Origin of the sequence: Elizabethkingia bruuniana, from assembly GCF_002024805.1 — a bacterium.
GTDB classification, from domain to species: domain Bacteria; phylum Bacteroidota; class Bacteroidia; order Flavobacteriales; family Weeksellaceae; genus Elizabethkingia; species Elizabethkingia bruuniana.
Window position 1 is genome coordinate 1,030,126 of sequence record NZ_CP014337.1, and the last position, 15,249, is coordinate 1,045,374.

Annotated in this window: 11 protein-coding genes; 6 read left to right on the forward strand and 5 right to left on the reverse strand. The window is 36.7% G+C overall.

Annotated elements, in window-relative coordinates; translation table 11 throughout:
* The first annotated feature begins 149 nt into the window (after nucleotides 1-149).
* Nucleotides 150-2,228: a glycoside hydrolase family 2 protein gene (locus tag AYC65_RS04935; RefSeq protein WP_034871230.1), complete on the forward strand. Its 2,079-nt coding sequence runs from the start codon at nucleotides 150-152 to the stop codon at nucleotides 2,226-2,228.
* Between the two features lie 215 nt (nucleotides 2,229-2,443).
* Entirely contained in the window at nucleotides 2,444-3,949 is a 1,506-nt protein-coding gene (locus AYC65_RS04940) for an alpha-L-fucosidase (RefSeq protein ID WP_034871231.1), read from the forward strand.
* Nucleotides 3,950-3,987: 38 nt separating this feature from the next.
* On the opposite strand, the gene AYC65_RS04945 is transcribed toward AYC65_RS04940, so the two are convergent.
* Nucleotides 3,988-4,908: a bifunctional riboflavin kinase/FAD synthetase gene (locus tag AYC65_RS04945; RefSeq protein WP_034870238.1), complete on the reverse strand. Its 921-nt coding sequence runs from the start codon at nucleotides 4,906-4,908 to the stop codon at nucleotides 3,988-3,990.
* Between the two features lie 102 nt (nucleotides 4,909-5,010).
* Between AYC65_RS04945 and atpD the strand changes: the two genes are divergently transcribed.
* The 4 genes from atpD (at nucleotide 5,011) to AYC65_RS04965 (ending at nucleotide 11,039) form a co-directional block, all read left to right on the forward strand.
* Nucleotides 5,011-6,519, forward strand: a complete 1,509-nt coding sequence (gene atpD / locus AYC65_RS04950; protein WP_034870239.1) for a F0F1 ATP synthase subunit beta — start codon at nucleotides 5,011-5,013, stop codon at nucleotides 6,517-6,519.
* A 56-nt stretch (nucleotides 6,520-6,575) separates the two neighbouring features.
* Entirely contained in the window at nucleotides 6,576-6,860 is a 285-nt protein-coding gene (locus AYC65_RS04955; RefSeq protein WP_034870240.1) for a F0F1 ATP synthase subunit delta/epsilon, read from the forward strand.
* A gap of 169 nt (nucleotides 6,861-7,029) precedes the next feature.
* Nucleotides 7,030-9,558 (forward strand): DUF5686 family protein, encoded by a 2,529-nt coding sequence (locus AYC65_RS04960; RefSeq protein WP_234300243.1) that lies wholly within the window; start codon nucleotides 7,030-7,032, stop codon nucleotides 9,556-9,558.
* A gap of 167 nt (nucleotides 9,559-9,725) precedes the next feature.
* The gene (locus AYC65_RS04965; protein ID WP_034870241.1) at nucleotides 9,726-11,039 is read left to right on the forward strand and encodes a GDSL-type esterase/lipase family protein; all 1,314 of its coding nucleotides are present in this window, start codon (nucleotides 9,726-9,728) and stop codon (nucleotides 11,037-11,039) included.
* Between the two features lie 129 nt (nucleotides 11,040-11,168).
* Here the strand turns inward: AYC65_RS04965 and AYC65_RS04970 are convergent, their stop codons facing one another.
* The 4 genes from AYC65_RS04970 to AYC65_RS04985 all read right to left on the reverse strand — a co-directional run bounded on the left by AYC65_RS04970 (nucleotide 11,169) and on the right by AYC65_RS04985 (nucleotide 15,190).
* The gene (locus AYC65_RS04970) at nucleotides 11,169-11,603 is read right to left on the reverse strand and encodes an FKBP-type peptidyl-prolyl cis-trans isomerase (RefSeq protein ID WP_078402188.1); all 435 of its coding nucleotides are present in this window, start codon (nucleotides 11,601-11,603) and stop codon (nucleotides 11,169-11,171) included.
* Nucleotides 11,604-11,650: 47 nt separating this feature from the next.
* Nucleotides 11,651-13,306, reverse strand: a complete 1,656-nt coding sequence (locus tag AYC65_RS04975; protein ID WP_034870242.1) for an MBOAT family O-acyltransferase — start codon at nucleotides 13,304-13,306, stop codon at nucleotides 11,651-11,653.
* 9 nt (nucleotides 13,307-13,315) lie between these two features.
* Nucleotides 13,316-14,647, reverse strand: coding sequence for an SGNH/GDSL hydrolase family protein (locus AYC65_RS04980; RefSeq protein WP_034870243.1), 1,332 nt, complete (start codon nucleotides 14,645-14,647; stop codon nucleotides 13,316-13,318).
* An 81-nt stretch (nucleotides 14,648-14,728) separates the two neighbouring features.
* Nucleotides 14,729-15,190, reverse strand: a complete 462-nt coding sequence (locus AYC65_RS04985) for a glucosaminidase domain-containing protein (protein WP_034870244.1) — start codon at nucleotides 15,188-15,190, stop codon at nucleotides 14,729-14,731.
* Nucleotides 15,191-15,249: the final 59 nt, after the last annotated feature.

The following is a 15,249-nucleotide window of genomic DNA, read 5'->3' on the forward strand; positions in this document are numbered from 1 at the left end:
GAGGTCTTATGATTATTTATATTTCAATAATTATGTTTTGCATACAGTTTTTAATTAAAACTTTATAGATATTTATAATATAATTAATTAGCAGAAAATGCTGGATAAAAATTCCTACTTTTGGAAAACTAATAACCAAAACAAACATCATGTTGAATCATTTTAACAAGGCACTGTTGCTTACAATGCTTTCGTCTGCTTCTGTAGCTTATGCTCAAAGGGTTACGGAAGACTTCAATAAGGACTGGAAATTCTTCCAGCCCAGAAACGAAACTTTTAATTTTAACTTTGATAATGGACAGGATTTTAAGCCTTCCAATATAGATCTATGGGAAAGCGTTACTCTTCCTCACACTTTCAACAAAGATGATATGCAGCGGGATAATAATTTTTATACCGGAAATGTATTATATCAGAAGAAATTTACAGTAAGCGATGCGCAAAAAAGCAAAAGAACATTTCTGAAGTTTGAAGGAGTAGGAAGCGTTGCCAAGCTTTATATCAACAACAAATTTATTGGAGAGCATAAAGGTGGATATTCCCAGTTTGCTTATGAAATTACCAATTCAGTAAACTATGGTAAAGAAAATGTATTGACAGTAATAGCCAATAATCAGGCTCGTAAGGATGTAATTCCTGTTAATCAGTTTTTATTCCCTATTTATGGTGGTATATATCGTCCGGTAAGTATGATTACGACTAATAAAACCAATTTTGTGGTAACAGATTATGCTGCACCCGGAATATTTGTTAGTCAGAAAAATGTTTCTTCTAAGAGTGCAGATATAGAAATAAAGGCAAAACTGGAGACCACTGAAAAAACGATTCAGAATGCAGTTTTGGAAAGTTCTGTTATCAATAAAGAAGGTAAAACTGTAGCAGTAGTAAAAAGTCCTGTAAATATAAGTCCACAGGGAACTACGTATGTAACCCAAGATATTAATTTGAAAAACCCACACCTTTGGGATGGTGTACGCGATCCTTACTTGTATACCGTATCTTCCAAAATTATCGTTAATGGTACTGATACAGATGTTCTAAAACAAAACCTTGGTGTAAGAACTGTAGAGGTAATTCCCGGAAAAGGTTTCTTTCTGAACGGAAAACATTACCCAATGCATGGCGTTTCCCGCCATCAGGATGAATGGGGATATGGTTCGGCCTTGTCTTATGAGCAGCATAAAAGAGATATGGACCTGATGAAGGAAATGGGCGTTACAACTATTCGTTTGGCTCATTACCAGCAAGCCCCGCAGATGTATGAACTGGCAGATCAATATGGTTTTTTGGTATGGGCAGAAATTCCATTCGTAAACGCTGTTTCTTATCAGGAGAATGACAATGCGAAACAGCAAATGACGGAATTGGTTAAGCAAAATTACAATCATCCTTCTATCTATATATGGGGTGTACACAATGAGGTCTATTCCAAGACCAAAGACGAACAGGTTCCTGTACTGTCTCGTCAGCTAAGTGATATTGCAAAAACAATAGATCCATACCGAATGACAGGAGCTGTAAATGGCTACAATCAGGTAGACAGGCCGGAAAATCTCACAACAGATATTCAGGGAATCAACCACTATTTTGGCTGGTATGGCGGTAAAATTGGTGACCTGGAAAACTGGGCACAAGGACTGGAAAAGAATTTTGCACAATATAAGGTAATCCTTACCGAATACGGAGCAGACGGAAATATGGATATTGGCGCTGAAGAAGTAAAACAACCTGCAGATGTGGTTTCCGGGAAATCATTTCCGGAAAATTATCAGACAGAGACCCATATTCAGCAATGGGCGATTATAGAAAAGCATCCGCAGATTGCCGCTTCTTATGTATGGAACATGTTTGAATTTGCAGTTCCGATGTGGAATCGTGGTGGCATAAATGCCCGAAATCTGAAAGGGCTGATTACCTTTGACCGCAAACGTAAAAAAGATTCTTTCTACTGGTATAAGGCCAATTGGAATCCGGAACCAATGCTCTATCTGGCGAACAGAAGAGATAATATGCGTAAAAATCCGGTTTCTAAAATTCAGGTATTCTCTAATTTAAAAGATGTGAAGATTATAGTTAACGGAAAAGAATATCAGGCTAAAAACGGGGTGAATGCTAAACATTGGGTAATAGAAAATGCCCAGCTTCAGAAAGGAACAAATACCATTAAAGCGATTGGTAAGTCCGGAAGAAAAGAACTAACCGATGAAATGACATGGACTTTGGAGTGAGATAATGTAACAATGTAACAATGTAACAATGTAGCAATGTAATAAATGTAATAAATGTAATAATGTAACAATATAACAATGTAATAATGTAACAATGTAACAATGTAGCAATGTAGCTGGGACTAGTATATACTCTATTACACTAACATATTATCTGACAACCATCAACCATCAACTAATAACCAATAACTAAAAACTAACAACCAACTAATACCATGAGAAAATCAATGTTTAATTTAAGCCTTCTGACCGGGCTTTGTATGAGTGCTATAATGCAGGCTCAGGCATGGACAGGTGAAAAGCAAGAGAAGCCTAAAGAAAGGGTAGCGCTGAAATACGGCCCTATCACATCCGCTCACCGGACAGATGAAGCGATGCAAAAATTCAGAGAATACGGATTAGGGCAATTCATCCATTGGGGAATTTATGCGATACCCGGTAACGAGTGGAATGGTGTAAGTGCCAGAGGGGGAGCCGCTGCATCCGAATGGATACGTTCCTGGAGTGGCCCAACAGCTCCTAAGGATTGGAAGAATATCTATGATAATCTATATAAACAGTTTAACCCTAAAGATTTTGATGCCAAACGCTGGGCGAAACAGGCTAAAGACATGGGCGCTAAATATGTAATCTTTACAACAAAGCATCACGATGGTTTTGCTTTGTGGCCTACAAAGTACTCTGCTTATAATATTACGAAAACACCTTATAAAAAAGATATTGTAAAGCAGATTGTAGATGCTTATGATGCCGAAGGAATAGATGTATTCCTGTATTTCTCTATTTTGGAATGGAATAATCCGGATTATCTTTATAAAGCACCCCAAACAGCAGAAGAGAAAGCTAAATATTCTAAGTTTCTGAAGTATACAGAAAATCAGTTACTGGAGTTGCTGAAGAACTATCCACAGATTAAAGGCTTTTGGTTCGACGGAACATGGGATGCTTCATGGAAAAGTGCCTACGAATTTACCTATAATCTGGAGAAAAAACTTCGCGAAAAACATCCGGGACTTATTATTGGTAGCCGATTCCGTAACGACGAAAATCAAAAACGACACTTCGATACTAACGGAGACTTGTTGGGTGATTATGAGCAGGGTTGGGAACGCAAGCTTCCAAAAAATTACGAATCCCTTAACGGGAACGACTGGGATTGTGTGATGACCATTCCGCCAAACGGATGGGGCTACATGAAAGACTGGAACGGTATTTATACCAAAACACCGGATGATCTGATCGAAATGCTGATGCGTTCACGTTCTATGGGAGGTAATTTTGTTATTAATTTCGGCCCCGATGGTAACGGGAACTTTCACCCCGAAGAGGATAAAATAATGAAAGAGATAGGTGAATGGACAAAAGTAAATGCTGAAGCCATTTATAATGTAGAACATTCTCCAATGTCTCTTTCCAACTATGGATATTTTACAAAGAAGGGTAATAATACCTATTTAACGGTGTTTAACAGACCTGTTAATCAGATTGTGAGATTAGCGGTAGATAAGAAAGTTACAGAAGTTCCGGCTTCTGCTTCACTGCTTATAGGCAACAGAAAACTGGAGCTAAAACAAAGCGATATGGGATTGGATTTGGATAAGAACACATACTATGATATTATCCTTCCGAAAGATTACCAGACGGATAAAGCATTTGTTATAAAAATAGAAATGAAACAAGGATCTGTGAAAACAGGCAAGCTGATGGATGCAAAAATGTAAATAATAAAAAAGCGAAAACCCAGGTTTTCGCTTTTTTATTATTTAAAGAAATCTATTGTTAGCTGTTTATCTTCATCCAGTCTTTCGATCAGTTTTTCAAGACTTTCAAACTTTATTTCATCATGAAGATAATCTCTGAAGTATACGGTAATGTTTTCTCCATAGATATCCTGATCAAAATCTAAGATATATACTTCAGTTGTTTTTTTAGTACCGTTTACTGTAGGATTTGTACCTATGCTCAACATTCCTTTGTACATTTGTCTGTTAAGTTCTACATCCACGATATAGGCTCCGTTTTTAGGAAGCAGCTTTATAGGATCTACATCTATATTGGCGGTTGGGTAGCCAATTGTTCTTCCTATTTTTTTACCTGCTACGACTGTACCACTTACAGGGTAGTGGTAGCCTAAAAATTCATTAGCTGTTATTATATCTCCTTCAGACAAGGCATTTCTTATTTTTGTAGAGCTTACTGCAAGTTCATTCACAAGAACAGCTTTGGTTTCTTCCACAACAAAATTGTTTTCAGAAGCCATTTTTTCGAGAAGTTCGAAATTTCCGCTTTTATTTTTTCCAAAGTGATGATCATAACCAATCACAATATGCTTCATGTGGAGTTTATCCAGCAGAATCTGTTTTACAAAATCCTCTCCGGAAAGATTTCTGAAGTCATCATTGAATTCCTGAAGGAATGTTTTTTGAATTCCAAAACGTTCTAAAAGCTGTAGTTTTTCTTCCAGAGTATTGAGTAATTTTATTTCAACTTCTGGTTGCAAAACCTTTCGGGGGTGCGGCCAAAAAGTGAGCAATGCACTCTCCAGCTGGTGGGTTTCACTATGCTTTTTTAGTTTTTTTATAATTTCCTGATGGCCTTTATGTACTCCGTCGAACATTCCCAACGACATTGTAAGTCCCATTGCATCGCTATATTCAGCTATATTTTTTACAATTTTCAAGGTGAAAAATTTTAGGCATTACAAATATGATAAAAATCTTTTTCACAGACAATGCAGATATGAGGAATATCACTATATTTGCACTCAAGAAAAAAATTAGAAATGGCAAACCAAATTCAGGGAAAAATTGCACAGATTATCGGACCGGTAATCGACGTGGTATTTCAGGAAGTAGAGGAACTACCAAACATTTATGACGCACTTGAAGTTGTCAGAGAAGGCCAGAAAGGTCTGATCTTAGAAGTTGAACAACACATCGGTGAGGATACAGTGAGATGTATCGCTATGGATGCAACAGACGGACTTCAAAGAGGACAATCTGTAATAGGACATGGAAGACAAATTACTATGCCTATTGGTGAAGAAGTAAATGGTAGATTATTCAACGTGGTAGGAGATGCTATCGACGGACTTCAGGAATTATCTAAAGACAATGGTTTGCCAATCCACAGAGAAGCACCTAAATTCGATCAGTTATCAACTTCTGCTGAAGTACTATATACAGGTATCAAAGTAATCGACCTTATCGAGCCTTATGCAAAAGGGGGTAAAATTGGTTTGTTCGGTGGTGCTGGTGTAGGTAAAACAGTATTGATCCAGGAATTGATTAATAACATCGCTAAAGGACACGGTGGTCTTTCTGTATTCGCAGGAGTGGGTGAAAGAACAAGAGAAGGGAATGACCTTCTTCGTGAGATGTTAGAGTCTGGTATTATTAAATATGGTGACGAATTCATGCACTCTATGGAGAACGGTGGATGGGATCTTTCTAAAGTTGACAGTGAGTTGATGAAAGAATCTAAAGCTGCTTTCGTTTTCGGACAGATGAACGAGCCACCAGGTGCAAGAGCACGTGTAGCCCTTTCTGGTCTTACTTTAGCTGAATACTACCGTGATGGTGGTGAAAGCGGACAAGGTAGAGACGTTCTTTTCTTCGTAGACAACATCTTCCGTTTTACACAGGCTGGTTCTGAGGTGTCTGCACTTCTTGGTCGTATGCCTTCAGCAGTAGGTTACCAACCAACTCTAGCTTCTGAGATGGGTGCGATGCAGGAGAGAATTACTTCAACTAAAAACGGATCTATTACATCTGTACAGGCGGTTTACGTACCTGCGGATGACTTAACTGACCCGGCTCCGGCTACAACATTTGCTCACTTAGATGCAACAACTGTATTGGACAGAAAAATCGCTTCATTAGGTATTTATCCGGCGGTAGATCCATTGGCATCTACTTCAAGAATCCTTGCTCCGGAAATTATCGGTGAAGAACACTATAACTGTGCTCAGAGAGTAAAAGAAATTCTTCAGAGATATAAAGCTCTTCAGGATATCATCGCTATCCTTGGTATGGAAGAACTTTCTGAAGAAGATAAATTAGCAGTTTACCGTGCAAGAAAAGTACAGAGATTCTTATCTCAGCCTTTCCACGTTGCTGAGCAGTTTACAGGTATTCCAGGTGTATTAGTAGACATCAAAAATACAATCAAAGGATTTAACATGATTATCGATGGTGAGTTAGATCACCTTCCGGAAGCAGCTTTCAACCTTAAAGGTTCTATCGAAGATGCTATCGAAGCCGGAGAGAAAATGTTAGCTGAGAACAAATAATATTGCTAATTGCTGATAGCCCATAGCTATTAGCTGGTAGCCTAAAGCAATTAAAAATGATTATAAAAATATTAACCCCGGAATCTGTAGTGTTTGAAGGACAAGTAGATTCAGTTCTGGTACCTGGTATCAGTGGTGATTTCCACATCATGAAAAATCACGCATCAATTGTTTCTGCACTGAAGGAAGGTGATGTTAGAATTTTCTCAGCTGGAATTTCTGATGACTATGCTAAGAATTTTGAGACCGTAAGTGCTGACAAAGGTGAGTTTGCTTACAAAATCAAAAGCGGAGTAATAGAGTTTAATAACGACAACGGAATTATTCTTTGTGAATGTTAATTCCCTTGTTTAAGGATAAAAAAATCCCGGATCATCAGTGATTCGGGATTTTTTATTGATATAAATAGTTAATTGGCACGCCCTTGGCTATAAACACAGGTATTCTTTTATATATTTGCAAAATTATTTTATAAAAGGAATGCTGGTTCTGACGATGTGAAATCTTATGATGAAAAAACTACTATTTTGTTCGTTAACCTGTGTGATGCTCGTAAAGGTAAACGGGCAGCTAAAACTAACAGGTAAAATAACGGACTCCAAATCTAGAAAACCGATTGCCGAAGCTCTGCTTAGTAATCAAAGCAATACTGCAAAAACAGACAGTAACGGACTTTTTGAACTTGTTGTTCAGGACAGTATCGGTATGATTTCTGTAGAAAAGAAAGACTTTCTATTGCAGGATGTACCTTTTGATTTTCATAAAACATCCATACTGGATATTGCACTGGTATCATCTGTGAAAACAGAACAGAAGAATATTGAAGGTGTTGTAATCAGTGGAAAGAAAAAGTATAAAAATAAAAAAGAAAATCCTGCCTACGCAATTCTGAATGAAGTATGGAAGCGTAAGTACAGAAATGCTTTTGATTCGTATGATAATTATAAATACGATGAATACCAGAAACTGGAAGCATCCCTGAATAATCTTGACAGTACTTTTACCCAGAAAAAGATTTTCAAAGGAATGGAGTTCATGTTCAAAAATGTAGATACAGCTGCCGTTACCGGGAAAGCTTATGTACCGATTTACATGAACGAGCAAATTTCTACCTTTTATAAAAGAAACAAACCTTCTTCATCTGAAAAGAAAGTATTGGTAGCTGAAAAAGCTTCAGGATTTGAAGATTACCAGTTCATGGTTCAGACCATTCAGAACCTTTATAAGGACTTCAATATTTATGACAATACGTTAAACTTTTTCGATAAAGGTTTTCCAAGTCCGCTTTCTACAGACGGATTTAGTATATACGAGTACGAATTGATGCCGGATAACGTTGTAGATGGAGAACCATGTTTTACGATAAAATACTATCCTAAAAATACAGCTGCACTTGCTTTCAGAGGTGTTATATTTATAGCGAAATCATCTTATGCCGTTAAAAAAGTATCGTTGAATTCTGCAAAGAATATGGATGTAAACTTTGTTCGTGGTGTAAATGCTGAATTAACCTATTATATTATCGATGAAAAGTCTTTCAGACCAGAGAAGTCGCATATTATGATAGATATGTCTTTACTGAATAAAAAAGCCAATTCTAAAGGACTTTATGTAGACCGTACTATTTCTTATACAAACTTTGAAGTTAATAAACCTGAAATATCTGCTGAAGTAGACAAAAAAGCTGAAATAGGGAATCCCGAAGTTTATAAGAAAGATGATGCTTTCTGGCAGGCTAACCGCCAGGTACCATTAACCAAAATGGATTCTGTGACTTATAATAATCTTGAAAAATTATGGCAGGTACCTAAATTTAAAACTGCTATAAAAGTTGCAGAAATGCTAGGATCTGGTTTTTATAATGTAGGCAAAGCGATTGATATAGGTAATCTTTATTCCGTATACGGGCGTAATGATGTTGAAGGACCACGTGTAAGATTGGGGCTAAGAACTTTCTTTAGCCGTAATGATATGTGGAGACTGGAAGGTTATGGAGCATATGGATTTAAAGATCATAAATTCAAATATGGTATAGGTGGACGCTATATGTTTGATAAAAATAACCGTTTTACAATTGGTTATGGTTTCAAAAATGATATCCAGCAATTGGGTGTAGAGGCAATAGGGGATACCAACAGTAGTGTAGGTATGAGAAGATCATTCGCATCATCATCTATTGCAAGTACCGGAAGCAATGTCTATCTGAGTAAGGTTGTAGAAAATAACCTCTATTTTTCGATAGAGCCTTTCCGTAATTTCCAGATTACATTGGATGGAAGCTACAGAGAAATTACAGCCGCAGATCCGCAGCTATTTAGAATTAATTATATTAATAGAAACGGTATAGAAAAAAGTCAGGTAAATGATGCCAGAGCATCGTTAGTACTAACTTACCGTCCGGGAGCCAGATTCGCCGAATACGGAGTAGACAGAAATACAATAAAAACATTATCTCCGATATTTACTTTGCGTTATACGAAAGGGATACCTGGATTTTTCAAGTCTGATTTCAACTATGATAAATTACAGTTCTCATACAGACATCCAATTCTTATTGGTAACATGGGACGATCTGATGTTAGCTTTGAAGCAGGGACCATCTTCGGATCTGTACCACTGTCTTTAATGAATGTTCTTCCGGGGAACCAGTCCTACTTTAGTATTCCAAATACTTTTGCTCAGCTTAATTTCTACGAATTTGTAACAGATTCTTATTCTACATTATTCTGGGAACACCATTTTAATGGATGGATATTCAACAAAGTTCCATTACTGAAGAAGCTAAAACTCCGTGAAGTGGCTTTCTTTAGAGGAGCATGGGGTAGCCTGAAGCATGATAATGTAGTCATGAACAGATCCAACATTTTCTATACAGCTCCTAAAGATCATATTTACTATGAATATGGTTTCGGAATAGAAAACATTGGCTTTGGTAATTTCCGTATGTTCCGAATAGATTTCAACTGGAGAGGGAACTACCTGGACAGACCCGATGCACGTAAGTTTGGTGTGAAAATCGGAATGCAGTTCGGATTCTAAGATATAGAACGAAAATAATTTTAAGTATATAAAACTTGCAGGCTTTAAAAACCTGCGAGTTTTTTTATAGACAATGTTGTATTTGGGCATGTATGATTTCTTATTGGTTTTCCTTTTTTTTCAGTCATAGTTCCTATCTTTAAGACTTCAAATTCTGAGAACACATTATGCATCAATATTTAAAAGCAATTTCTTTAGCCGCTTGTATTTCGTTATCTGCACAACAGATTGAAAATCCTGCCGGACTTTCCGGATTTGCACAAAAACTTAAAGCAAATAATAAAGTTACCAATATCTTATTTTTAGGAGATTCACATATTCAGGCTGGATGGATTCCGGAAGTTTTGAGAGAAAGATTTACCGAAAAATATGGCTATGCCGGAAGAGGATTGGTATTTCCTTATGCGGTAGCCAATTCCAATGGGCCTTTGGATATTACATCTGTATCTAATCAGGCATGGCAGACATTCCGCTTGGTATACGATCAGCATGTTTTCAGTCAGATGGGAGCCTTAGGATTTGTTATGGGGAACAATAAAGATTCTTTTATAGAAATAGGCTTTAATAATCCTAATGATGCTTTTGATGAAGTAAGAATACTAAACGATAAGCAAATGGCAAGGGAGAGTTTTACTATTTATGAAACCAATGCTCCTCTCAATTCTTATATTGCTAAAAGAAAGAATATTGTATCATATACTGTTCAGCAGGGTGAAACTTTTCCGGAACTGGCTGCAAAATTTAATACAACAACTACAAGATTGGCCCAGCTAAATGGAAATGGAATTAAATTCCCGCAGCCCGGGCAGGTGATAAAAGCGGAACAGACAGAACCTGACTTTAACCCCGATTTTGAACAAAAGCTGACTATAGCAGGGCAAGGGAAATATGCGGAAGGAGAAACTGTTTTTAATTACCCTAAAGCAACAAGGAACTTTCTGATGCGTACAAATGCTGCTAAAGGAAACATTTTATATGGCTTTCAGTTCCTGAAAAAAAATGCTGCTTCAGGTATTGTTTTCAATAGTGTAGGGGTGAACGGCGCTACTTATGCTGACTTTTTAAAATATCCGCTGCAATTGGAGGAACTAAAGCTGGTAAATCCGGATGTGGTTATGATTTCGTTGGGAACAAATGAATCTTTGAGCACAATTACAAAAGAAGAATTCCAAAAGAGCGCACAAGACCTGATACAAGCTTTCAGAAAAGATAATCCTACATTACCCATTCTTTTGATTTCTCCTACAGATAATAAACTGAAAGGAGACCGAATTAAAGAAATTGTCTCATGGATTAAAGAGATAAGCGCCCAGAATAATACAGCTTTTCTTAATATGTATGAAGCAACAGGCGGAAGAGGCTACTTTGTAAAATCTTTAGCCAGAAAAGAAGCGAATGGAGACGGGGTTCATTTTCTGAAGCCTGGTTATACCCAACAAGCAGAAATGATCTGGAAGGCGCTGAATGAAGCCTTAAAATAAGTTGGAATTTAGAATTATGAAGAACGATCTATAAATATAAAAACAGCCTGTTTCATTTTGAAACAGGCTGTTTTTATATTTTAAATTTAGAAGTGAAAATTTCGTACTTCTAATTTCTAGCTTCGTACTTTATTTAATTCCTAAAAGCTCTACTTCGAAGATCAAGGTACTGTTAGGTCCTATTTCTTTTGAAATTTGCTCATTTCCGTATGCTAAATGTGGCGGAATAACCAGTTTCCATTTGCTGCCTGTAGACATTAGCTGTAAAGCCTCAGTCCAACCTTCGATAACTCTGTTTAAAGGAAACGTAGCTGGCTTTTTTCTTTCTACAGAACTGTCGAAAACCTGACCAGTGATCGTTGTACCATGATAATGGCAGATAACAGAATCTTTAACACCAGGCTTTTTTCCTTCAGAAGCTTCTAATATTTCATACTGAAGTCCGCTTTCCAAGGTTACAACACCTTCTTTTGCTCCAAATGCAGCCTGAAATTCCTGGCCTTCTTTTAGGTTCTTCTCAGCTAAAGCTTTCTTCTTTTTCGATAATAAATCTGCTACGCCCATATTTTTATTTTTTTAGACTGCGAATTTAGTGAAAAACAATTAATCAATTAGAACTGCAGATAAATTGGCAATACCTGTTCAGATGACTTAAAGTAACCATATAGTATAAGGAAAGCAAAGAAAATAAGAATATAGTATGCTAAAGAAACTTTACCAACTTTATCTATTACCTTATCTGCATAGCCATCCGGTATGAAGTGGATACACATTGCCAGAGCAATCATCCATAATACTTCTTTATAATTGTCGTAGAAAGGTCCCCAAACTCCCGCATCGAAGTTATAGAAGATCTGATGGATCATAGACATTGCAATATCAAAGTTTTCGGCTTTAAAGAAGATCCAGCAGAAACAAACAAAGTGGAAGGTTATAACAACCATAATGGCATTATACCACTTAGAATTATTAAATCCGGCAAAAGCCTTTCCGGTAAGCATCATCCATATTTTATGAATACCCAATGATACACCGTGCATAGCTCCCCAGATAATAAAGTTCCAGCTGGCACCATGCCAGAAACCACCTAGTAACATTGTTGTAAGCAAGTTGAAATTGGCAGCAATACCTTTTGGGTTTTTATTAATCAGTGGCGGAAGAACAAAGATTAGCAATAAAATAGCTGAAACTCCACCGGCCCACATATACGATAAATGAAACAGATTAACCGACATCAGGAAAGTTCCTGCCAGGAATAATACAACAAAGATATAAGAACCTACAGTTGCATTTCTGTTACCTCCTAACGGGATATACAAATAATCTCTCAGCCATGAAGACAGGGAAATATGCCATCTTCTCCAGAATTCGGTAATACTCTTACTCTGATAAGGAGAAAGGAAGTTTGTCGGTATCTTAAAGCCTAACCACAATGCAACACCTATTGCAACATCACTATAACCGCTAAAGTCACAGTAAATAACCATCGCATAGCCGTATACCGCAAATAGGTTTTCTACACCGGCATGCAACGATGGATTATCGAATATATAATTAACCAGATTAAGCGTGATGTAATCCGATATGACAAGCTTTTTGATCAGACCTGAAATAATAAGGTAAAATCCTTTTGCAAAATCCCTTTCTGAAATAACATAAGATTGGTTGATTTGCGGTACAAAGTCATGCGCCCGCACAATTGGCCCCATCACAAGTTTTGGGAAGAAGGAAAGGAATAATAAGTAATCTGAAAACTTAGTAGCAGGTTTAAACTCACCACGGTAAACATCCAATGTATAACTAAGATTCTCGAAAGTATAAAAAGAGATCCCTACAGGTAATAAAATATTCAGAGGGTTGAATCCTGTATGGAATAACTCATTGGATACATTAATAAAGAAATTGGTATACTTAAAATAGAAAAGCATCCCCAGGTTGAAAACTATACTACAGATAAGTAATATGGTTTTTTTCTTCTTATCCGGTGTTTTGTATATTGCATTAGAGAGAACAAAGTCTACAATAGCAGACAGTATTACCAGTAATACAAAGGCTCCACTCGCTTTATAGAAAAAGTAAAGCGAGAAGAAACAAAACATATATCTTCTGGGCTTAGGATATTTTCTAAGAAAATAAAACAGAACAATAAATAAAAAGAAGAAATAAACGAAAAATCCATTGTTAAAGAGCAAAGGATTCTCTTTGTCATATAAAAACTGATGAAGGAAGGCTCCTAAATCGAAATCAGCCAGTAATTTCTCAAACATTTGTAGTGCTTATTTTTTCTTTAAATACTTTTTATAATCATTCTGGATAGCATGGTAGATTTTTTCTGCCAATATATCAGCTCCTTTACCATTCGGATGGACATAATCTTTATTAGCCAACGGAGGTGTTTCATTTGCCCATTTTACAATAGAGTTGGTTCCACCCATAGATTCAAACTGATTGTAGAATGTAAATCCGTTTTCAATAGCTAATTGAGCCTGTGTCTCCAATAGGTTAGGCAATCCTTTTGCTGTTTTATAAGCACCGTCATATCGGAAAGCTCTGTCCGCAGAACTTACGACAAGGAAATCGGCATCGGAAAAACCATTTTTTAATTTAGCCAGAACAGGCTTCATTAGTTTAGCATAATAGCTGTAATCAGTATCATTAGGACGGAAAAGAAGATTTACCCCGTACTGAAGTACAATAAGATCGTAGTGATTATTTTCCTGGATCGCTTTAATAAAGTCTTCATCCAGTTTGTTCAGTTCCACACCGGTAATACCTCTGAAAGAGAAGTTATCTACGAAAATACCTTTCTGGCTTTCGAAGCTTACACCATATATAGGTGTAGATCCAGCATTACCTTTTAGTTTTATCTGGTGGGAAGAATCGGTAATAGATTCTTTATTTACACTTGCGTTTCCGCCAAGGCTAAGCTCTGTACCATTTACAGACACACTTCCGCCTCCTCTTCCGTAAATAACAGATTTGGTAATCGGTGTAGCTAAAGAATCATTTTTAATAGTATTATCGGTATAAGAACCAGAACCATCTCCGGTAAAATAATGCCCGGAGAGGTACATATTGGTAGCTCCTTTGGTCTTAAAGCTGGTATCATTCCATCCGGATGCAGAAGTGGTTGCAGTTTGTCTGAACCCTGCCACATTAGAAGAAATAGGAAGATAACCTACGCCATAACCTCCGTATTCCTGTTGTAAAAGTTTACGTAATGTCTGAGTAAGTAAGTCACCTTCGATCATACTATCTCCAAAATAAGCGATCCGGATTTTTACATTTTCACCCTTTTTCAGCTTGTTCAGCTTTTCCATGAATTTAGGAAGCGAACTATGCTCACCCTTATTAAAATTGGTGATGAATTCAGGTTTTTTGTAAAGATCAAAATCCTGCTCTGTAGTTTCCTTTACATTTATTTTTGGCTGCGAAGCTAAAGAATCAGCTTTTTGTTTTTCCTTATTAGGGAAAACATCAGCAATTAAATTAATGCGGTCAAATGGTTCCCAGCTAAGGCTGAAAACCTTGAAAATTATGGAAACTAGTAGATAAATGAAAAAACATGCAGAGACTAACGCGAGTACTCTTTTATTTTGATTTTTCAAAGAATGTGTTTTAAATTATTAAATAGTATCTAGCAAACAGATGCCAAATATAAAAATAATTTTACACAAAACAGAGACATATTAGTCTGAAAGTCCGAATTTGTTGATGATTGAGTTGATCCGTTGTTTCCAGGTTTCTGGCTGAGTGGAGTATCCTGCGGATGCGATCGCTTTGACCCAAGCGTTGTGATTGTCTGTCCCTTTTAGTTGGGAGTAGTATTTTTTTCTGGAAAGAAGTTCGCAGAATGCTCTGTAACTTTCTTTTACTGAATTGAAGCTTTTGTACTTAGAACTGTTTACTGTGTTTTTGCCTACAATCCCGAAGTGGTTATTTAAAGCTTTGCTGTTTTTACTTGTTCCGCCTCCCGATTCTACGAAGGCTACTGCTAAAATAATCGAACTGGGTATACCATATTCTTTTGAAAGTGTCGCTGCCATGTCTTTATTCTCTTTGATGTAAGAATTCTGCGCTTTGGCATTGAATGAAATGAAAGTTAATACTAAACTTATGACGACTACTTTAATATTAATAAAATGTTTCATAAATATTAAATTTGAGTGCGAAGGTAGTTTTTCAAGTCTCCGGTCTCAAATTTTTAAGA